The organism is Pectinatus haikarae, from assembly GCF_050916305.1.
Lineage (GTDB): Bacteria > Bacillota > Negativicutes > Selenomonadales > Selenomonadaceae > Pectinatus > Pectinatus haikarae.
Window position 1 is genome coordinate 291,685 of sequence record NZ_CP116940.1, and the last position, 22,104, is coordinate 313,788.

Sequence of the window (22,104 nt, forward strand, 5' to 3'; positions counted from 1 at the left end):
TAAGGAATGAGTTAATTGCCCAGTCTTGACAATTGTATAGCAAAACTAAAAACTTTTCTTCCTGCCGAACGGATTCTGATCGATGCCCCCATGTCCGAACAAACCACTTTTAAAATCGGTGGTCCGGCTGATTGTCTTGTTCTGCCGGCTTCCATAAATGAAGTGGAAAAAATCATGCAGCTGGTTAATGAATACGCTGTTTTGTGCACGATAATCGGCAATGGGTCAAATATTCTGGTTCTCGATAAAGGGATCCGCGGCATAGTAATTAAGCTTGGCGCTGAAATGTCCGGCTTGCACTGCGAAGGAGAAAAACTTTACGCTGGCTGCGGTGCTCTTTTAAGTGATGCCGCTAAATTTTCTGCAGAACATCTCCTGACAGGTCTCGAATTTGCCGTTGGCATCCCCGGCAGTATCGGCGGTGCAATATACATGAACGCCGGCGCTTATGGCGGCGAAATCAAAAACATTGTAACGGCTGTGAAAGCTGTGAATAAAAATGGAAGCATCGTCCGCTACGATGCTTCCGCTCTGGATTTTGGCTATAGGCACAGTATTTTTCAAGAAAACGAAAATATAATCTGTGAAATAGAATTCACCTTGCAAAAAGGAAAGAAGAATGAGATCATTACTCTTATGGATGATCTCACCGAAAAAAGAGAAAGTAAACAGCCTTTAGAGCTGCCCAGTGCCGGTTCTACATTTAAGCGTCCGCCAGGATACTATGCAGGCACTTTGATAGATCAAACAGGCCTTAAAGGCTTTTGTGTCGGCGGTGCACAAATTTCTGACAAGCACGCCGGTTTTGTAGTCAACACCGGCAACGCCACTGCCGAAGATGTTTTGCGCTTGATAGCTGAAGTTCAGCGCCGCGTTTATGAGAAACACGGTGTAAAGCTTTATCCCGAAGTGCGCCTTATAGGTGAAAAATAATTATCCTGTTGATTATTTACAGTCACATCAAAAACTTATGCCGGCGATTTTATATCGCCGGCATAAGTTTTTTATTACAATGTGTATTCTTTCACAAAGTCAACAAACAATTTGACAATCGGCATATCATTATTGAGATCACTATGAATCATCCAAGTTTTTCGTGTTATAGGATCACCTGATTTTTCTACTATTGTCAGCCTGTGCAGTATATCATTGTGCTCCCTGATAATATGCGCCGGTAAAGGAGCATATCCCAGTCCATGAACAACCATTCGTTTGCAGTTCTCTAAATTTGACACATGCATACTTACCTGGGGTGGTTTCTTAAAATTTTCCCTCCACCACTTGTCCAACTGCCCTTTCAGCAGATAATCGCTGTCATACTCTATCCGCGGCAGTTCGGGCAAGTCACTCATAGCAAAAGGTTCTCTGTAAACCATATACACGGGCTCTTCAAACATCAGATGCTTATTTTTACACCCGCCATAATCTATACTGGCAAAACCCACTTGTATTTTTTGATTATAGAGTAATGTAAAAATGTTTTTGCTCCAGCTTGTTACTACTCTGTATTTTACCGCAGGATACTTTTTTTTAAATTGTTCAAGCAATACAGGTAAAACATACATAGTAAGATAATTTGACGCCCCTATCTCCAATGTCCCGGCATTTTCACTGAAAAGCTCCTGCACTTCATTTTTTATATGCCGCATTTGATCCGTCATCTGCGCGGCCTTTTCAACGAGGTATTCCCCTTCCGGTGTGAATTGAATGCCTCTCGTACTGCGGTGAACAATCCGCACATTGAATTCACGTTCAATATGCTGCAAACGGGCAGTCAGCGCCGGCTGCGACATATATAATGCCTGTGCGGCCTTAGTTATATTTTTTTCTATATATATCCTTTGAATTATCTGCCAATCCCGATCTTCCATTTAAAATTCAACTGCCTTTAAATAATTTACTTTCATTTTAAATTCGGTATTCCGATAAGGAACTCCTCTTTCCCTATAATCAGGAAAACACTGATTTAATTAGTCTGTCCGCATGGACGCGCAGTGCAAATTAATCACTGGGGCTTAAGTCCCCTGATTAATTTGCCGCTGAGCTGGCAATGTGCGCTGATTTTTCATCACGCAGAAAAGACTGCTGGAAAACAAATCTTTATTCATACGGTGTCATAAATAACTGATACCCTTGATTTGTTTTACAGCAGTCAATATACTCAGCTTCCCAGACTATCAAAACGCTGACACTTTTATCCTGTCCCAGTCTGAAAGAAAATTCAAACCAACGGCTTACGGATCACATCAAGTATACTGCCGTCTCTATATTCTACCACAGCCACTATATCCCTATCATCATCGCTCAATTTTATTTCCTCCGGTTTGCCGACAAAAGCATATGCCAGCTGCTGCAGATCTTCGATCTTCATTATGGGCAGCTTGCTGTCTTTGAGTTTTTCAATTAGATCTGTGCGTTTAGGGTTAATGGCAAGCCCTCTTTCAGTGATGATGACATCCACGTCATCTCCCGGTGTGACAACATTTTGGACATGATTTCTGATCATTGGCAGTCTGCCCCGTATCAAGGGCACAACAATAATAGTAAGTGCCGCTCCTGCCGCAGTATCGCTGTGCCCGCCCGATGCACCCATGCATATACCATTGGAATCAGTGATAACATTTACGTTAAAATCAAGATCAACTTCCGTGGCGCTCAATATTACCACATCAAGATCATTTACTATTGGTCCGGCATTCCATGGATTGGCATAAAAAGAAGCGGATATTTCAATATGATTAGGATTTTCCGATAATGACTTTACGGCAGTCGTATCAAAAGTCTGAGCATCATAACAAGCCTTAAACAGCCCGTCCTTAAGCATATCGGCAAAAATCCCAGTTATACCGCCTATACCAAAACTGCCCGTAATATTCTGATCTTCCATTTTTTCACGGATAAATTTGGCCGCTGCCAAAGAAGCTCCGCCGCTGCCCATCTGCATGGAAAAACCATCCTTCAAAACACCCGTTTCATCCATCACTTCAGCCGCATATTCAGCTATGAGCAATTGTGTGGGACTTTTAGTTATGCGTATTGCTCCCGATGCGATGCCTTCAGGATCACCTATCGCTTCCACCGGAACGATATAATCCACCTGTGTCTGCGGAATACTATACGGATATACCGGGTCATTCACAAGATTATCCGTGATCAGCACCACCTTATCCGCATAAGCGGCATCGATCATGGCATATCCCATGGACCCAAACGCTGATTTGCCGATGCGCCCCGTAGCATTCCCCTGTCTGTCACATGTCGGTGCGGCCATAAACGCCGTATCAATATGCAGTTCACCCGCTTCAATTGCTCTGGCTCTCCCACCATGCGAACGTATTATTGTCGGCTTTTTTAAAGCCCCCGGATTTTTTGTCAAATATTTTCCCAATTGTCCTCTGAGTCCGCTGGATTCCAGAGCTGTCACTGTGCCGTCCCTAATATAATCTATCAAAAAGTCATGACATGGACTAAGCGAGCTGGACGCAATGGTAATATCCTTTATTCCTTTTGCGGCAATACATTCCATCACCATTTTCATTACATAATCACCGTTGCGTAGATGATGATGAAAAGAAATAGTCTGCCCGTTTTTCAAACCTGTTTTTTCTATTGCCTCATCTATTGATTTTAAAATTTTATCTGTATGTGGTTTTCCCGCACGAAGCTTTTTACCCGCCCCGGTATGTGCAGGATTATACGCACTGGTGCCTTCATAGAGTCTTGTGTTACTTATTCCCGAAATATGAGCCGGGATTTCACGTCCTACTGCATTTTTCATATTTCTTCCCTCTTTTTTTCAACATCAATCCCTGCTGCCTTCGCCTGATCGACTATGCGCTGTGCCCTGACGACAATAGGCCCGTCGATCATCTTGCCATCGACAGCCAGCACTCCTTTATGATTTTTAAGAGAATCATCAAACGCCGCCAAAACTTTAAGTGCATGTGTCAACTGTTTATCATCCGGGGTATAGATACGATGAACTTCCGTAATTTGCTTTGGATGTATGACAGACTTACCGTCAAATCCCATATCGCGGCTGTTAGTCACCTCACGTTCAAACCCTTCCATATCTCTCACATCTGAGAATACCGTATCCATACATTGAATTTCAGCGTCGCGTGCCGCCATTAATATCTGAGAACGAGCATAGTAAAGTTCTATTCCCGTTTTGGTCCGCTGGGTTTTCAAATTGGCTATAAAATCCTCGGCACCTAATGCAATGGCGATCAAACGCGGATGCCTGCAGATTTCTCTTACATTATAAAGCCCCTTGACACTTTCGATAGCGCCGATAATATTTATTGTGCCTTCCGGCCAGCCGTTTTCCTTTTCAACTCGTTCAATTTCACCTGTGACCAATTCTACCTCGGAAACATCTTCCACTTTTGGCAGACGTATCATATCCGGTTTCGCCGGTAAAATCACTTTCAAATCATCGATGCCAAAAGGCGTTTGTGTAGGGTGATTTATTCTTACCACAGTTTCCGAATGGAACTTAAGTGTTTTTAATGCATTGGCAACAAGATATCTTGCCGTATCTTTTTCCGTGACGGCAATGGCATCTTCCACATCAAACATAAGACTGTCCGCTCCGTAAATATCCGCTGAATTGATCATTTTAGGACTGTTGCCCGGCACAAACATCATTGTCCTGCGCAGTCTTGTCTTCGGATCATTCATCATGCCATCCCCCTTTCAAGTGCGGCAATTATCCTTGCCTTTATCGTATAATCCCATGCGCCTTTATCCGATACGTTGACTTGAACATCAGAAAAACCCTCAGCTGCTACCGTATCTTTTATCAATGTTTCAATATGACTGCCGTATTGATTCTTTACCGGTGACTGCAATTCAATAATTATTCCGCTTTCAGCCTGCAGTGGAGAAACCTCTACTATCAGGTCATTTTTTTCTTCAAATCCTGCTTGGGCGGTTTTTTTTAATACTTTTATCATGGCGTCCCCTCCTAAAAATCATCACTATCCAATGATCTTTCCTCTAAAATATATTCCAAATTTCATTTTGCCTTTATCCTGTTTGAAGAATAATAATAGAATTTTTAATTTGTATTACTATTTTTTAGTATAAAACACAAAAAAATATCTGTAAAATTTAAAAATTGAATTTTCATTCATAAAAAAAGCAAATAATATAATAGCAAATATTAATCATTATATGATTGACCGAGTTAACATTGAAATATCAATTTTATAAAATTATCTAATCGTCAGCAATCATATTTTTATATTTTACACTTCCATTGATTATTTATATCATAAAATTACTTTGAATTATTGATAATAATTTTCCAAAAATTTAAAATCGTATATTGAGGAGTGAGATCATGTCATTTTTAAGCAGCAAAAAATTCATCAGTGCTGTTCTTACAATCGGCGTAGTCGCAGTGGGTTTTATAATTCCTCCGCCAGATGGGTTAAGTGTGGCAGCATGGCACTTATTTGCTATTTTTTTAGGAACAGTAGTAGGTTTTATTCTGCAGCCCATAGAGCTGGGCACTATCGCTCTGATCGCGCTGGTGTTGTGTGCGTTAACAGGTGTGATGAAATTCTCGCAGGTATTATCAGCCTTCAGCGGCAATACAGTTTGGTTGATTGTCTCTGCGTTCCTGTTGGCAAGGGCATTCATTATAACCGGTCTTGGCCGCCGTATAGCATACCTGGCAATGAGAGCTTTCGGTGACAGCAGTTTGAAGCTTGTCTATTCACTGGCTTTGAGTGATGTCATTATCGGACCTGCTATTCCTTCCAACTCAGCGCGGGCAGGCGGACTGATTTTCCCTATCGTGCAGAGTCTGGCCCATGCTTTCGATTCGAAAGCTGATGAGAGTCCGCGCAGGCTCGGAGCATATCTGATGGCCTGCATATTTCATCTTGATTTAGTTGTATCTGCCTTATTTTTAACTGCAATGGTAGGAAATCCCATAGCCGTCGCTATGGCGAAAAAAGTTTTCGATATTGACATTACATGGATCGGTTGGTTCGTGGCAGCTTCTGTCCCCGGCATAGCGGCTCTGATAATTATTCCTTATGTCCTTTATAAATTCTACCCTCCTGAAATAAAGAAAACTCCCGAAGCAAAAAATATTGCCAATAAAGCACTGGAAGAAATGGGACCGATGTGCATAAGAGAAAAAATTCTTCTCTTCGTTTTTGTAATGCTTTTAATTTTATGGGCTACTACAACAATAACTCATTTAGATACCACACTGATAGCGTTTATGGGATTATGCATTCTTCTAATAGGCCGTGTTTTGACCTGGAAAGATGTTATCAGTGAAAAAAAAGCATGGGATACGCTTATCTGGGTTGGCGGCGTTATAGTCATGTCTGACTATCTGAACAAATTGGGATTTATACCATGGTTTGCTGCTATTCTTGAAAATCAGATGATCGGTGTAAGCATGATCACTGCGGTAGTCCTATCATTTATTATTTATTTATACAGTCATTATTTTTTTGCCAGCATGTCTGCACACGTAACTGCAATGTATGCTGCCTTGATCACCCTCGGTGCGGCTGCTGGAGCACCACCCTTTATTTCTGCATTTGTAGTCGCCATTGCAGCAAATATATGCGGCTGCCTGACACACTTTGGCACAGGCCCTGCACCGGTATATTTTGGTGCGGGTTATATTGATCAAAAAACATGGTGGACTATCGGCTTTGGCGTATCTGTGATGCATATCATAATCTGGCTTGGCATCGGCGGCGTATGGTGGAAAGTACTTGGTTATTGGTAAATAGATATCTGTGCCATAAATAAAAAAATGGTATGATTCAGCACGTTTCGCTGAATCATACCATTTTTTATTAATATATATCAATATTATTACACAGACTTATTCAACTTTCTTTTATCCAAAGTATTTCCTTTATATTTTAATACTATTGCAATTATAAAATTCAATACAAAACACAGAGCGAAAAACTGTAATGTCGCCGCATAACCGTCTGTAATCTCACGCAGCCATGAAACTAATGCCGGTCCGGTTATCCCGGCCATTCCCCAGGCTGTCAAAACACGCCCATGGACAGCACTAAGCTGCCGTGTACCAAAGATATCGCTTAAATAGGCAGGCATGCAAGAAAAACCGCCGCCATAACATGTTATTATAAGAAAAACAATCAACTGAAAAGAAATTCTATCGTTCACCGCCGAAAGCTGCCAAAATGCAATTATTTCTATAATGAAAAATACTGCATATGTGAAGCCCCTGCCTATATAATCAGAAACAGTAGACCAGAATATACGCCCAAACCCATTGAGCAGACCTATTATCCCCACCATCGACGCTGCCATCTCAGGAGTCATACCTGCCACATCCTGAGCCATAGGTGACGCCACAGCCAATAATCCTATACCGCAGGTTATATTTACAAAAAAAATCCACCATAAAGCAGCAAACTGCCACGTATGAACGGCCTGCCGGGCATCCAGTCCTTTTTCATTTCTTTTTATTGCACTTTTTATCTCCGGTTTTTCAGCAGGAGGTTTCAAATAGAGCGATGACAAAGCCATAACGAGCATATATGCACATCCCAAAAATAAAAAATTTTTTGCTAGTCCATATGAAGCGGTCAAATACTGCATAAGCGGTCCGGCTATAAGGCTGGCAAAACCGAAGCCCATAATGGCAAGGCCTGTGGCAAACCCCCGCTTGTCGGGAAAATATTTTACCAGTGTGGATACAGGAGTTATATATCCTATTCCCAAACCGATACCGCCTATCACGCCATAAAAAATATAAAGCATCAAAACATTATGCATATTTATGGACATAGCCGTGCCGAACATTCCCATACCGAAGAAGATCATTGACATGAGCCCACTTTTTTTAGGGCCGTATTTTTCAACAAAGCTTCCCAAGAAACCTGCCGACATTCCTAAAAATAAAATTGCCAATGAAAAAGCCCACGTTGTTTCCTTTAAGGAAAGATTCATCTGCTGCATTATCGGTTTGGTAAGTACACTCCATGCATATACACTGCCTATGCAGATGTGAATGCCAATTGCAGATAAAGCGATAAGCCAACGATTTCTCATAATATATTTTCTCCTTTTCCTAGAAAACATTTAGGAGAAATATAAAGTGAGACACAAAAAACCGTCTGAGCTGAATATTTCTCCTGCCCAGACGGTCGGCTTATCACTGCAACACAGTCCATGTGGTCATTTCCACATTATCCGTCAGTCCTGCATTACATATTCACTTTTACACATCTATTATAATAAAACCCTGATATACAGTCAATACCCGCATTAAAATCAAGTAAACAGATCGTCACCAAACGTGTATACTATCATGGCCCCTATCAATAGCACAATTAAAAAATCGCCAAAGCCTATCATATTATCGCCTACATTTCCACTTTTTCAAGACGATCACTGTCCATATATTGACGTCCCGCCTTTGCACATGATTTCCCGTCAAGCAGAACTACATCTGCTGTAAAGTCTACATTTGTAGCAAAAATACTGCTTCCGACAGCATAAATATCGACTGGTACACCATTTTGTTCAAAAAGGTGTATGCGTTCAGGATTAAATCCGCCCGACACAATTATTTTCACATGACCAAACCCTTCCCTGTCAAGTGCTTCACGTACATTGCGCACAAGCTGCTCATTTACTCCGGTTGGTTTAAAATGTCCCATCTGTCCTATAAGGGACACATCAACCATTTTATCAGATGTATCCAGTCTCACACCTTCTAATTTATCTCCTAATTCACGAGCCAGCGCCAGACTCGTATTCACACAGTCATTATTAAAATCAACAAGTGCTATACGGCTTATCTCCGGATCCATATATTTGTCAAAGGCTTTTGTCGCCGCTAAGGTATCACCGCCAAAAGCAGCTATCAAAGCATGCGGGATAGTACCTGCAGCCTCAATCCCCCAACACATAGCATTAGCAGGAGTAGAAACATTACTCATGCCTCCGACCTTCGCTGCATATCCGTCTCCTTCCTGTACCGTATACTCATCAAAGCGTGAAGGAAAAAATAATACGGGCTTGCCATTGGCTGCCTCAACCGCGCGATGGCAATTCGTAGCTATTTTAGTACGGCGGGCCAATGTGCCAAGATAGACAGTTTCTAAATGTATAAAGTCTGCCAGATTTCCCTCAATTGTCATGATCGTTTCCCATGGCGCTATCATATCACCGTCGTGCAGAGCCCTTATTTTTAATTCCTTTGGATTATATGAACATCGTTTTATAAGAGCAATAGCTTCATCAATACCACAAAGCATTGCATAATCACGCTGAAAAACCTGCACCGTAACATGCGAATTAATTCCGCCCTGCTCAAGTATAGCCTGCGTACGCAGAAAATAAATATCGCTGTAAAGCCCTTTTTTTATTTTTTCTACAGGAAAATCAAAAGAATCCGGATCCAGCCTTTTTTCCATCAGAGTGCCTCCCAAAATTGTGGTATATGCACAGTACTAAAATATCTCCTGCCCATGCGGCATGGCAGCAATACTGTGTGTTATATATAATTTACTGCTTATATGCGTATAATACCCCTTAGTTTATATTAAACTTGCGTTTATTATAATATTTTTAAACTATATTGTCCACAGAAAAGATAATGTCTTTTCTGTGATTCATCTCTTTATTAGCAATTGGAATAACGGCTTAAATATGATATATTTTATGTTAGACTTATATTGGATATTTAGGAAAAGAGTTGAATTTTTAATGATACGCTGTTTTATTATCATTTTTTATGCTTTTTTTGTTTTTTTCACTCCACTGTCTCATACCAATGCACAGGAACAAGACAGTGCCGCTCCGGCAGTCGATCCTGTCCGACTGCTGATAAACATCCCTGCTCGATGGATAAGACTTTACAATAATGACATCTGTACAGCAGCTTACCCCGTTGCCGTCGGTAAACCCGCTACCCCTACTCCGACAGGGAATTTCAAAGTCATTGACAAGGAAATAAATCCTACCTGGATAGATCCTGATGACCTCTCCGTTCAGATTCCTTCCGGTGAAGATAATCCTCTGGGTTATCGCTGGATAGGCATAGGCGGCAATTATGGGATACACGGCACCAATCGCCCTTCTTCCATAGGCAGTTTTACTTCTAATGGCTGTGTGCGTGTCAAAGAAGAAAATATAGAAGCTCTTTTCCCCAAAGTAGAAATTGGTACACCGGTAAAAATAATATATGATCGTTTAGTTGTTGAAAAAGCCAGTAATGGCAGTATAGCATATTATATATATCCTGATATATATAATACACAGGCCCTCACGGTCGGCAGCGTCATCGACAGGTTAAAAACTTTTGGTGTAGAAAATTTTGCTGATATCCCTTCTATAAGAGAAGAAATAAGCCTTGCAAACGGCTCTGCCAATTATGTCGGCTTTCCCATAAATTTAGCGTTTGAAGACCGTATGCTCCCATTCAAAGCTGTAAAAACGGGCAGCGGGATATATCTTCCTGCTTATGCCTTGGCTGCCGCTGCAAATCTTTCCATTGATTGGGATGAAAAATCCAAGATGCTAAACAGCAAATACGGCAGTTCTGCCGGAATAGTAAAAAATGACGTTGTCTACATAAATTTACTTGATGTGGATAAAGTATTCAATCTTCAACGGGACTGGCAAAGTCCTGAATTTCTGCGTCTGCTGATCAAAAACAGCAGTACAGATGCTCCAAAAGAAGCTTTTCCTTCTGCAAAGGGAGTAAGCAAGCAGATGCATCTTCTTTAAAAAATAATTTTCACAGGAGTTTTTAATGAAATACACAAAAAACAGATTTGTTATCATAGACGGCAGCAGCTTGATGTATCGAGCTTTCTTTGCACTGCCTCTTTTAACAACAGAATCCGGCAAATATACCAATGCCATTTTGGGTTTTGCCAAAATGGCCCTCAAGCTGCTTGATGAACTGCAGCCTCAATACGCTGTGGTAGCTTTCGACAAAAGCCGTCACACATTCCGCACAGAAATTTTCAAAGACTACAAGGGTACCCGGGACAAAACACCTGACGAACTCATCAGTCAGATACCTATGCTCCATAATTTTACAAAAGCACTGGGTATCACTTTTATCGAAGTGGATAATTATGAAGCCGACGATATAATCGGCACACTTGCTACCAAAGCCGCATCTGATGGTGTCGAGTCTCTTGTAATAACAGGTGATCGTGATGCGCTCCAGCTTATACGTCCCAACCTGAAAATTATTATGACTAAAAAGGGTATAACTGAAACGGAGATTTTTGATGACACAGCCTTCAAAGAAAAATATGGAATTGAACCCAAACGTCTGATTGATCTGAAGGCTCTGATGGGGGATAAGTCCGATAACATCCCTGGTGTTTTCGGTGTAGGTGAAAAAACTGCCCTGAAATTACTGACAGAATATGATTCTCTGGAAGGTGTCTATGCAAATATAGACAAAATTTCCGGCAAAAAGCTAAAAGAAAAACTCACTGCTGACAAGGATATGGCATTTCTTTCATACAAGCTGGCTACAATAAATTGTGAGATGGATTTATCCTTTACCGCAGAAAAATATGCCATAACCCCTGACATGTCCCAGCTCAAATCTTTTTGTGACGAATATGAGCTTAAAAGTATCTGGCGATTCCTCAATAAACTTTACGCGGAACCTTCATCTGAAAAAACTGTTGTTGAAAATAACGATTACACTTATACTACCGTCGATAAAACGTCAATTGCTTCCTTGATAAGTCAAATAAAAGCTTCTGGTGTTTTTGCGTATCTGCCGGTTTTCTCAGGTAAAGTTCCCCATATACTGTGCCAGGGAATAATGGCAGAACAACCATCTGAAAATGATCATTCAGTCCTGTATATTCCCTGTGTTTCTGAGTTTTACAGATATATTGATGACCTTTTTCTTGACGATTCAATTACTAAAGTAACCTACGATCTAAAAAATACACTGCATTGCGGGTATTCACCATCGGGCAAAGTCGTCGATATCCTGCTGACTGCTTATATGATTGATCCCGCTGCCAATAACTATACACTTACCAGCCTGGCGGCAAAATATCTGGATAAAGAAATTCTCCCTTATGATTTCAAAAAAGACGATGCCAGCTTAGAATATGAAGCTTCCTACTATCTGCACGCATTTTCTTTCAGCCATATTACTGATATTCTTATTTCTTCCCTGCAGGAAAAAAATCTTTATAAGCTTTATGAAAGTACAGAGCTGCCTTTGGAAAAGGTGCTTGTATCCATGGAAAAATATGGTGTCTATATTAACAGTCAAAAATTAAAAGATATGTCTGCTGACATAGGCAGTATAATTGCCGATCTGCTAAGTGATATCTATCTTCTGGCCGAAACAGAATTTAATGTAAATTCACCCAAGCAGCTTGGTGAAGTACTTTTTGATCACCTGAGCCTTCCTGTCCAGAAAAAGACAAAAACCGGCTATTCTACAAATGCTGATGTACTTGAGATATTGCGCCCCCATCATCCTATAATAGAAAAAATATTGGACTACCGTATGTGGAGCAAATTAAAAAGTACTTATCTGGATGCAATGTATGAACTTATCGACAACGAAACTCATCGCATTCATACTACTTTCAATCAGACAGTGACCGCCACAGGCCGCCTCAGCAGCTCCGATCCAAATCTGCAGAACATCCCCGTCAGGACCGAAGCAGGGAAAAAAATCCGCAGCCTGTTCGAACCTGCAAAAGATTATGATCTTTTTCTTTCTGCCGATTATTCTCAAATAGAACTGCGTATTTTAGCGCATATGTCTGATGATAAAAACTTCATAGAGGCCTTCAAGCTGGAGCAGGACATTCACTCCCGAACAGCCTCAGAGGTATTCGGTGTTCCGCTTGATGAAGTAACCTCCGAACTGCGCCGCCGCGCTAAGGCTATAAATTTTGGCCTTGTCTACGGCAAAAGTGATTATGGACTTGCTCAGGAACTTCATATTTCCCGCCAGGAAGCCGCAGAGTATATCAACAGCTACTTTACCAAATATAACGGCGTGAAAAAATGCCTGGACGACATAGTGGAAGAAGCACATCAAAAAGGTTACACTACCACATTATTTGGTCGACGGCGATATCTGCCCGGGATAAAAAGCTCCAACCATAATATACGCATGCAGAATGAAAGAATGGCTATGAATACTCCGATACAGGGCACTGCGGCAGATATAATAAAAATGGCCATGATAGCGACCTGGGAGAAAATCCGCGCTCAAAAATTAAAAAGCCGCATACTCCTTCAAGTTCATGATGAATTGGTAATTGAAGCTGTGGCAGCGGAAGTTCCCGCATTAAAAAACATCCTGTATGAAACCATGCAGAATATAGTAGAATTGAAAGTACCTCTGACCATAGACATAAACACCGGAATTGACTGGGCCCAGACAAAATAATCTTTATTCAATATAAAAACCCCTTTTGTCGAGCCGATCCCTATAAGCTAGATTTTCAGTCTAACTCATAAGGATCAGTTCAAACAAAAGGGGCTTTCTTTATCAATGCGGCTTTTACTATATTAAACTTCGCGAATACCGTTACACCAATGTTCTGGTACCTTTTTTAACTTGGATAAATCATATGGTGTTTCCTGATATACATAATAATTAAGCCAGTTTGCAAACATTAAATTTGCCACACTGCGCCACTTTACCATAGGTTTTTGCGATGGATTATCATTCGGATAATAGTTGCAGGGAATTTGAATATCAAGTCCTGCTTCAACATCACGATCATACTCCCATTTTAAAGTCAGCGGATCATATTCGGCATGACCGGTTATAAAAAACTGACGTTTTTTCAAATTCGCAACTGCGTACACTCCGCAACGGCTGTCAGACTCCGCCAAAAGCGTCAGCTCAGGCACCTTTTCAATATCACTGCGCCGAATTTCTGTATGCCGTGAATGCGGCACATAAAATTCATCATCAAATCCTCTGAAAATTTTTTCATGCTCTACGAGCAGATGATGTTTGTAGACTCCAAAAATCTTGGGTGCCACAGCATATTTGGGTATTTTATAATGATAATAAAGACCTGCTTGTGCTCCCCAGCATATATAAAAAGATGAAAAAACATGCGTTTTAGTCCATTCCATAATCTGGCAAACTTCCTGCCAATACGCTACATCCTCATATTCCATCTTTTCCACAGGAGCACCTGTCATGATGAAACCATCATATATTTTATCTTTTACATCTTCAAAAGTTCCATAAAATTCAGTCAGATATTCCATAGAAGTATGTGCGGGTGTATAAGATTGTGTATATATAAAATCCACTTCAACCTGCAGCGGCGTATTGCTCAAAAGCCTAAGGACCTGCGTTTCAGTCACTGTTTTCAGTGGCATCAAATTCAAAATAAGTATCCGCAAAGGCCGTATATCCTGCTTATATGCGCGATCGGCGTCCATCACAAATATATTTTCATTATCCAAAATTTGTGCAGCCGGTAAATTATTAGGTATTTTTATTGGCATCTTTTCACTTCCTATAGGATAAATTGTGCTAATTCTAACACAGCACTAATTTTCAGTCAAGTACACTATTACACTTAATATATTTAGAGCTTAACAGGTAGTACACCCTTACCATCAAAGTTTGGAATAAAGTCTGTTGAAGACGCACTTTTTTCCTGAATAAAACAATTTTCAATGCCCAATTCCAACGCCGCATCAACCACCTTCTGATACTCATAGGTGGTTAATTTTCTATTTAGTTTAGAAATAGAAAATGCGTTATGTGCCGGTGTATACTGATTCATCAGACTTATGTAAATATCACTGCCAAAAGTTGCCCAAAGCCACTCCACTATTTTTATACTGTCTTTATACAACCAGGGCAAAATCAAATGTCTCACCAGTACACCTTTTTTCATAAGACCATTTTCCATTATCACAGGACCAGCGACAGCAGTCATTTTTTTTATGGCTGCTGTCGCAAAGTGAAAATAATCAGGCGCATGCGAGTATTTTCCTGCTGCATCATCTGAAAAATATTTCAGATCCGGTAAAAACACATCTACATATTCACTCAGTGCATCAATAATTTCAATTGATTCATATGCATTTGTATTATAAACAACAGGCAGATTTAAACCGGAAGCACGTGCCCTTTTTAAGGCTTCGATTATTATCGGCGCATAATGTGTGGGTGTTACCAATTCCAGGCACTCTACAGCTCGGCCCTGCTGTTCCAGAAAAATTTCAGCCAATCGTGCCGCATCGACTTCCACCCCATAGCCCCGGGCGCTTATAGCATAGTTTTGGCAAAATTCGCAGCGCAGATTACAATGAGAAAAAAATACTGTTCCGGCTCCCTTTTTCCCCGAGATGCATGGTTCTTCCCATTTATGAATACTGACCAGCGCTACTTTAGCCTGTGCTCCTGCCCCGCAAAATCCCCGTTCATCATGACTGCGATCTATTTTACAGCGGCGGGGGCATAATAGACATTCACCGTTTTTTATATCAATCGCGCTCCAATCAATGATTAGCCATTTTATACATATTAATTGCATCCTGCCTGTCAATAGGTTTAAAATTGCCTACCATTTTCTTTCCCTTGTCAGTACACATATCTGCCAGATAATTTATATCTTTTTCATTTTGGACGCCAATGCCAAGTTCACTGAAGCAGGTGGGCATTCCTATAGTCTTAAAGTAATTTTCCATTCTGGCGATCCCTTCAAGAGCGGCTGAAGAAGCATCATTTTTTTCTACCTGCCAAAGTGCACCGGCCAGTCTGGCAAATCGATCAATGTCAGTCTGATAACTGTATCGGGCCCACGAAGCCCACATAGTTGTGAGCGATGCGCCATGAGCAACATCAAACTTACCGCTTAATTCATGCCCCAGTTTATGAACACTGAAATCCTTCTGCCTGCCCAATCCTGTTAAATCACAATGTGATAAGCTGCCGCAATACATGATTTCACTTCTTGCCAAATAATCATTTTCTTTTTCCAATGCATCACGACTGAACTGAATGACGTTTTTCATTAATCCTTCCGCAATAAAATCCGTCATATAATTATCCCTGCTCTTGGAAAAATATCGTTCCAATGTATGCATAAGGATATCGCTGATACCGCATGCAACTTGAAATTTAGGAGCACTGTAGGTAAGTTCAGGATTCATAAAAGCCATCTTCGGTCTGTTCAGCACCGTACTCAATCCGCGTTTTTGTCCTGTTTCTTCATTGGTCAGGACGGCTGAATCACTCGTTTCACTTCCCGCTGCCGCCAGAGTCAGTACGGAAGCAATCGGTGTAGTCTTATGAATTTCCACCTTTTTCTGCCATATGTCATCCCATATATCCAGTTCATAATTTGCCAGTCCGTGAGCCAGCGCTTTTGCTGTATCTATGACACTGCCGCCGCCGACAGCCATAATGAAATCTACCTTTTCCCGCAAAGCGGTCTTTATTCCTTCGCGCACAAAAGACACAACAGGATTAGGCTTCACGCCGCCAAGAATTATGCATTTTAAGCCTGAATCCCCCAAATTTTTACACAGCCTATCCAAAAGACCATTTCTTTTTACACTGCCGCCGCCATATACAACGAGTACTGTCTTTGCCCCGCAGGCACTTATTTTTTCCCCTGCCTTCAATTCCGCATCCTTACCAAAAACAATTTCCGTAGGACAGCAATATTCAAAACTATTCATAATACCTGCCTCCAAAATTTATATATTTATGCCTATTATCCGCTCTGCCGAAATATCAGTTAAGGAATTTACCAGCATATCAGCCGAGGACACGTCCTGCCCGCAATTTTTATAAACTGGATTGCAATAGGCGATACAATAACTGCCGGCCATTTTTGCCGCTGTTACACCGGCCTCCGCATCCTCTATTACCACACATTCCTGCGGTCCTGTTCCCAATTTTTTAGCTGCCAATAAATATATTTCGGGATTTGGTTTACTTTCTGACAGCTCTGCCCCACTTAATACCACATCGAAACAATCAAAAACACCAAATTTTTTTAAGAACCACTCTATATTAGAACGTACAGACGATGATGCCAGCGCCAATGGAATATTATTTCTTCGAAGACCATGAATAAGCTCCAAGGCACCTTCAATAGGATTTACATTTCCATCATTAGCTACATATTGTAAAAACAATTGATGCTTGCGTGCCACAATCTCCTGTAAAGAAATATGCGCTGCGGATTTTTTTATAAAATCACTAAAAAAGGCATTAGAAGACCGACCAAAATATGGCATGCATTCTTCTGGTGAACACGCTATGCCATACTCCTCCAATGCCTGTATTTTCATCTTTATATGGGCAGCCTCGCTGTCCACAATGACCCCATCCATATCAAAAATTACAGCTTTCATAATTATCATCCTTAAAAAAGTATACTAATATTATAACATTTTTTAATTGAAGTGTCATTTTCCGCCATATGAAAAAACTGCCATTCAGCCGCCTCGTCTTCCCCTTATAATATTTTATCAAACGGAAAAAAAAACTTGCTAAAAATCAACTGATAACGTACACTTAACAGTAGTCTTATTAATAAAATTACGCTATAAATAGTTAAATGGAGGTCATGAATCATGAACAAAATTCTCAGCATTGTTTTTGCAGCTGTATTTGCCATATGCATTTATGGAACTTATTCACCCGCACAGGCATCGGCAGCTAGTCTTGGTTCCATTAATATGAGCGAAGTCATTGCAAGTTATCCTGATATGCAGACCACTAATGCTGCTGTTGATCTTGCACGTCAAAAAGCTCAAAATGAATTCAATGAAAAATCAGCATCGCTTGATGACAATGGAAAAAAAGCTCTTTTCGATAAATTGAATCAACAGGTTACCGAACAACAGAATAAACTTTTTAAGCCCATTCGCGACAACATAACAAAAGCTGTCGAAGCAGTAGCGAAAACAAAAAATTTGGATGCGGTCCTTGACAATTCTGTAGTTTTCTATGGAACAGAAGATATTACTCAAGACGTAATTGCTAAACTCAAAACAATGTAAATAAAAATGTTTTTCATTTTTATTCTCTATACTGGCTTCACAATTTTCAAATATAACAAATGGCAATCATCTGCAGTCCATCTGCTGCCGCAGAGACTGTTCTGTATGATTGCCGTTTTAATATGTTCTTGACAAAAAACTATCTTTCGATTATGATATATACGTTGTCTGCTGGCATAGCTCAGTTGGTAGAGCAGGTCATTCGTAATGATCAGGTCGTAGGTTCAATTCCTATTGCCAGCTCCATATGTAAATCAAGGCTTCCGAAGTTTTCGGAAGCCTTTTTGTTTTGCCCGAAAACAGGGTTTTGTCTCTTATTTATCCCTTATTGTGAAAAACAGGCAGGTTCTGAGTTTAACCATGTCAATATGCCCCCATGCCGGAACAATGCGATTTTTAATGTGATTATTATATGAATGCTGAGTTTTAGGAGCCAAATTTTTCAGGCAATAATCTTTGTACCATGTTTTGGCAAAATCTGCCAGTTTGTACTTCCCAGCGTAAGCAACAGTCCCCTTTTGAACTTCAGCAGCATTTTGCTCGTTTTAAAAGTTCTATATTTCTTGAGGTGGATAAAACTGTTTCAAAAGTAAAGCTTGTATGCCGGTCTATTAATGTATTTCTCAGTTCTGCAGCCCTTTGCGCGGCCTGCAGATCAGTATACAATGAACAGCTTTTTTTATATCGTCTGCATTTATATAAGGCGGTATAATATTGGCCATTTGGGTAACTGTGCTTTTTCCGCTGCCATTAGGTCCGGCAAATACTATTATTTCGGGTTTTTAGGCATATTCTTTTCTTCCGTCCGGATATTCAATACAAGGTGCGTTTTTTTCATGATCATGTTTGGCAATAGGCAGGCCTTTTATTTTCTTTATTTCATTTTCGATACGCACTGCTTCTCTGAATCTGACAATAAGTGCTTCTAAAAAGTTCGGTACGGTATCTCTTTTCTGGCTTTATGCCGTTATCATAAAATCGTTTCTTTGTTAATTTATAATATGAACACGTTTTAAATATTTATCGAACTGAGGAACGGTAAAGTTTACTGTTCCTCTTTCTGCCGCGTAAATAAAGCCTTTATGGATAAGCTGTGCCCGCAGAGGTGATATTGCCTGTATAGTTTCGTTCATGGCTGCGGCTATTTCCTTGGTGGTGCACGGCAGTGTCCGACATCTGACCATGGCAGTCATAAATTCCAGTTCTCTTGGTGTGGCCCGGTCATGACGCACCTTGAAAAATGAATCATCAAGACTTTGCTCGAATTTAGCGTAAGCCTTATCTGTTACGGTCTTTGTTATAAGCCCAGCATCATTATTTTCCTCCCATATCCATTTACCGTATTCCTGCAGAAAGTAGGGATAACCACCGGTAACAGTCAGAATTTTATTTAATGCTTCATCTGCATAGTTTATGGAAAATCGTCTGGCCGGCTCACAAAGTGCTGCAATGGCTTCCTTGGGAGCAAGCGAGTCTATTTCAACAAATGAAAATAATCTTTCGGCATAGGATTTTACGTCTCCGGCGATTTTGGCTATTTTAGGAAGCCCGGCCGCAAAGATAACCAAAGGGTAACCTTTTTGATTTATCCGGTGCAGTGCCGCCATCAAAGCTTCAAACTCTTTTAAACGCATATATTGTATTTCATCAATGAAGATGGCCGCGCCTTTGTTTTCTTTTTGAGCAATGCTGCCCAGCGCCAAAAATAATTCTGTCATATCATTAGCAAGGTCTCCGGTATCAGAAATTCCCTTAGCCGGTATTATCCCGGGATTAATTTCAATAGAAATTTCATCACCGTATGAATATTTCAGGGAAAAAGCCTTTAATATCGATAAAGCCTTTTTTACATGGTCGGCAATATTTTTTTTCAGACTAAGCTTATTAATGAGCTTCGACACATGTAAAGTAAGATGCTGTCCGAAAGAATAACCGCGTTCAGCTATTTCCATATATTCGGATGGCACATCAAGCTCATCTGCCATATTCTCTATATGATTTAGTAAAACGGTCTTGCCAACCCCCCTTAAACCATAATATATGACAGAACGGGCTGCATAGCCGACATTTACTGCCTTTAAAATTGACTGTGCTTCATTTATAGTTTCATGGCGTCCGGCAAGATAAGCCGGTGTCATTCCAGCACCCGGACGATATGGATTTGGCAGCATAATATATTATCCCCCCGTATATTTTTTCTATTATAGTATATTATAGCTTATACAGACTTATAATAATATATTACGCCATATTTTTCTTATATTTTAAGAGTATTTTCCAGTGTACTATTTTTAGCGGCTGATCTATCAGATAGAATCAGATATCCGGCAGCATGGGCTATATTTTTGCTTAAGTCCTTTGTTAATTTATAAATTGGTTAATTGTTTCTTGTTAATTTTCTTCAGTGAATTCCATCACAGATTGCTGCAACGTAACTGCTATTTTGGCAAGATTATCGCTGCTTTCTGCTATTTCTCTCATTGCTGCCGACTGATCCGCAGCAGAGACCGACGTTTTTTCGGCTTCAACCGCCGCCTGTTCTGCTTCACGCTGGACGACTTTTACTGAATTTATTATTGAGTGTGTTTCTTCCGCAATATTCTTTATCGCCGCAGCTGTTTTCTCCGCCAGCTTATCGGCGACTTCGTTGCTCTTATGCAGATTATTGATTACTGTACCCGTTTTGTTAATAATATTTGTACCGGCTTCGACAGTATCTTTTTCCTGCTGTATATTTTCAACGACCTTTTGAGTTTCGTCCTGCATTGCTGTAATGAGTTCTGTAATTTGGGCAGCAGACAGCTGTGATTGTTCGGCAAGCTTTCTGACTTCTTCCGCCACCACCGCAAACCCCTTGCCATGCTCGCCTGCCCTGGCAGCTTCAATGGCAGCATTGAGTGCCAGGAGATTCGTTTGCCCAGCAATTCCCGCAATGACATCAACAATTTGTCCTATAGAGTCAGACTGTTTGTTCAATCCTGCAATTGATGATGCTGACTCTTCTGTTATCGATTTTATCAGCTCCATATGTGCCATGGCTCCCTTAATAGATTCTTTTCCGGCGTCAACTGCCTTAAGCGCAGCATTAACACATTTTGTCGATTCTTCGGTATTTTTCACGGCAATATCCATATTTTGGGACATTTGATTAATGCTTTTTTCCACAACACTGATTTCCTGCTTTTGACGATTTACTGCAATGGCTACCTGAGCTGCAGAAGCCTCTACCCTGTTCATGGTATCAGACGATTGCTCAACATTTGCAGTGAGTTGTTCGGCCGAAGCTGCAACCTGTTCGGATGCCCCTTGTATACCGGAAACCATGTTTTTCAATTTTAAACCCAAATTGTAAAAAGCATCAAGCAGGTTGCCGATCTCACCACTTCCCTTATGCCCAGATGCTTTGATGCTGCCACTTTTCATTTCCTGAGTCATTGCCTCAATGGGAGCCAGTATATGCTTAGCCTGCAATATCCCCAGGACAATACAAACCACGGCCATTGCACAGCTTGCCGTCACTGCTGTCCATAGAAACCATTGCATAAAAACATGGGCATTCTGACGGATAGATTCATTTTTTTTCTGCTCCTCCTGTACGAGCTTATCGAATGAGGTGGTCAGCTGCTTGCGCATGTCACGCCCCTGAGAAAAAGATAACTCCCTTGCTGCAGCTGTATTTCCTTTATCCACAAGATCCAGTACCTGAATATTTATTTTGGTAAACGCATCATGCGTTTCTTCTATATGCTGCAGAAGTTCCCTTTCCTCTGCAGATTCCATGAAAGGTTGTATCTTTCCTATATTTCCCTTGACTTTACTGGCTTTTTCCTGAATTTCTCCGCGAAATTCGGGACTCCCGGTTAAAAGCGCCCCTCTTTCGTCATTTGCCTGTCCGCTAAAATAAAATTCGATTTCTTTTAACGAAATAATTGTAATATCAGATTCCTCCGCAATTTTATTGTATTGATCTCGCACATGAGTTAAGCCGTAAATTGCACACACGCACAAAACTATAAAAACAAGAGCAATAAGCAGATAGCCTGCTATAATTTTATACCGGATCTTCATATTTTCCATATT

Annotated in this window: 18 protein-coding genes, 1 tRNA gene and 1 riboswitch; of the genes, 6 read left to right on the forward strand and 13 right to left on the reverse strand. The window is 40.6% G+C overall.

Annotated elements, in window-relative coordinates; all coding sequences use genetic code 11:
* Positions 1 to 15 precede the first annotated feature (15 nt).
* A complete protein-coding gene (gene murB, locus NXG61_RS01400; RefSeq protein ID WP_196603197.1) occupies positions 16 to 933 on the forward strand; it encodes a UDP-N-acetylmuramate dehydrogenase in 918 nt (305 codons plus the stop codon).
* A 74-nt stretch (positions 934 to 1,007) separates the two neighbouring features.
* On the opposite strand, the gene NXG61_RS01405 is transcribed toward murB, so the two are convergent.
* From NXG61_RS01405 to citD, 4 genes are all read right to left on the reverse strand, one after another.
* Complete coding sequence (locus NXG61_RS01405; protein WP_196603196.1) at positions 1,008 to 1,871, reverse strand: LysR family transcriptional regulator; 864 nt, start codon at positions 1,869 to 1,871, stop codon at positions 1,008 to 1,010.
* A 350-nt stretch (positions 1,872 to 2,221) separates the two neighbouring features.
* Positions 2,222 to 3,778, reverse strand: a complete 1,557-nt coding sequence (gene citF, locus NXG61_RS01410) for a citrate lyase subunit alpha (RefSeq protein ID WP_307223751.1) — start codon at positions 3,776 to 3,778, stop codon at positions 2,222 to 2,224.
* Complete coding sequence (locus NXG61_RS01415; RefSeq protein ID WP_231038429.1) at positions 3,775 to 4,686, reverse strand: aldolase/citrate lyase family protein; 912 nt, start codon at positions 4,684 to 4,686, stop codon at positions 3,775 to 3,777. Before NXG61_RS01415 ends, citF begins: the two co-directional genes overlap by 4 nt.
* Positions 4,683 to 4,958, reverse strand: coding sequence for a citrate lyase acyl carrier protein (gene citD / locus NXG61_RS01420; protein ID WP_196603194.1), 276 nt, complete (start codon positions 4,956 to 4,958; stop codon positions 4,683 to 4,685). Before citD ends, NXG61_RS01415 begins: the two co-directional genes overlap by 4 nt.
* 389 nt (positions 4,959 to 5,347) lie before the next feature.
* Here citD and NXG61_RS01425 point away from each other — a divergent pair, with 389 nt between their 5' ends.
* Positions 5,348 to 6,763 (forward strand): DASS family sodium-coupled anion symporter, encoded by a 1,416-nt coding sequence (locus NXG61_RS01425; protein ID WP_196603193.1) that lies wholly within the window; start codon positions 5,348 to 5,350, stop codon positions 6,761 to 6,763.
* An 89-nt stretch (positions 6,764 to 6,852) separates the two neighbouring features.
* Here NXG61_RS01425 and NXG61_RS01430 read toward each other — a convergent pair whose 3' ends face one another.
* On the reverse strand, positions 6,853 to 8,067 hold the full coding sequence (locus NXG61_RS01430) for an L-lactate MFS transporter (RefSeq protein ID WP_307223748.1): 1,215 nt from the start codon (positions 8,065 to 8,067) through the stop codon (positions 6,853 to 6,855).
* 78 nt (positions 8,068 to 8,145) lie between these two features.
* Positions 8,146 to 8,229: riboswitch (ZMP/ZTP riboswitch) on the reverse strand.
* A gap of 152 nt (positions 8,230 to 8,381) precedes the next feature.
* Positions 8,382 to 9,437: a nicotinate phosphoribosyltransferase gene (locus tag NXG61_RS01435; RefSeq protein WP_307223746.1), complete on the reverse strand. Its 1,056-nt coding sequence runs from the start codon at positions 9,435 to 9,437 to the stop codon at positions 8,382 to 8,384.
* 292 nt (positions 9,438 to 9,729) lie between these two features.
* Between NXG61_RS01435 and NXG61_RS01440 the strand changes: the two genes are divergently transcribed.
* Positions 9,730 to 10,752, forward strand: coding sequence for a L,D-transpeptidase (locus NXG61_RS01440; RefSeq protein WP_307223743.1), 1,023 nt, complete (start codon positions 9,730 to 9,732; stop codon positions 10,750 to 10,752).
* Positions 10,753 to 10,777: 25 nt separating this feature from the next.
* Positions 10,778 to 13,420 carry a DNA polymerase I gene (gene polA, locus NXG61_RS01445; protein ID WP_307223740.1) on the forward strand — a complete coding sequence of 881 codons (2,643 nt, stop codon included), beginning with the start codon at positions 10,778 to 10,780 and terminating at the stop codon, positions 13,418 to 13,420.
* A gap of 122 nt (positions 13,421 to 13,542) precedes the next feature.
* Here the strand turns inward: polA and metA are convergent, their stop codons facing one another.
* From metA to NXG61_RS01465, 4 genes are all read right to left on the reverse strand, one after another.
* Positions 13,543 to 14,502 (reverse strand): homoserine O-acetyltransferase MetA, encoded by a 960-nt coding sequence (metA, locus tag NXG61_RS01450; RefSeq protein ID WP_196603188.1) that lies wholly within the window; start codon positions 14,500 to 14,502, stop codon positions 13,543 to 13,545.
* 83 nt (positions 14,503 to 14,585) lie between these two features.
* Positions 14,586 to 15,542: a radical SAM protein gene (locus NXG61_RS01455; protein WP_307223738.1), complete on the reverse strand. Its 957-nt coding sequence runs from the start codon at positions 15,540 to 15,542 to the stop codon at positions 14,586 to 14,588.
* A complete protein-coding gene (locus NXG61_RS01460; RefSeq protein ID WP_196603187.1) occupies positions 15,508 to 16,692 on the reverse strand; it encodes an iron-containing alcohol dehydrogenase in 1,185 nt (394 codons plus the stop codon). Before NXG61_RS01460 ends, NXG61_RS01455 begins: the two co-directional genes overlap by 35 nt.
* Positions 16,693 to 16,710: 18 nt before the next feature.
* The gene (locus NXG61_RS01465) at positions 16,711 to 17,373 is read right to left on the reverse strand and encodes an HAD family hydrolase (protein WP_307223735.1); all 663 of its coding nucleotides are present in this window, start codon (positions 17,371 to 17,373) and stop codon (positions 16,711 to 16,713) included.
* A 222-nt stretch (positions 17,374 to 17,595) separates the two neighbouring features.
* Between NXG61_RS01465 and NXG61_RS01470 the strand changes: the two genes are divergently transcribed.
* Together NXG61_RS01470 and NXG61_RS01475 are read left to right on the forward strand one after the other, a co-directional pair.
* Positions 17,596 to 18,024 (forward strand): OmpH family outer membrane protein, encoded by a 429-nt coding sequence (locus tag NXG61_RS01470; RefSeq protein WP_196603185.1) that lies wholly within the window; start codon positions 17,596 to 17,598, stop codon positions 18,022 to 18,024.
* A gap of 170 nt (positions 18,025 to 18,194) precedes the next feature.
* A tRNA-Thr gene (locus NXG61_RS01475) sits at positions 18,195 to 18,270 on the forward strand.
* Positions 18,271 to 18,338: 68 nt separating this feature from the next.
* Here NXG61_RS01475 and NXG61_RS01480 read toward each other — a convergent pair.
* The 3 genes from NXG61_RS01480 to NXG61_RS01490 form a co-directional block, all read right to left on the reverse strand.
* Positions 18,339 to 18,509 carry a hypothetical protein gene (locus NXG61_RS01480; protein ID WP_370871651.1) on the reverse strand — a complete coding sequence of 57 codons (171 nt, stop codon included), beginning with the start codon at positions 18,507 to 18,509 and terminating at the stop codon, positions 18,339 to 18,341.
* Between the two features lie 504 nt (positions 18,510 to 19,013).
* Complete coding sequence (locus NXG61_RS01485) at positions 19,014 to 20,195, reverse strand: ATP-binding protein (protein WP_196603170.1); 1,182 nt, start codon at positions 20,193 to 20,195, stop codon at positions 19,014 to 19,016.
* Positions 20,196 to 20,415: 220 nt separating this feature from the next.
* On the reverse strand, positions 20,416 to 22,101 hold the full coding sequence (locus NXG61_RS01490; RefSeq protein ID WP_432748993.1) for a methyl-accepting chemotaxis protein: 1,686 nt from the start codon (positions 22,099 to 22,101) through the stop codon (positions 20,416 to 20,418).
* Positions 22,102 to 22,104 lie beyond the last annotated feature (3 nt).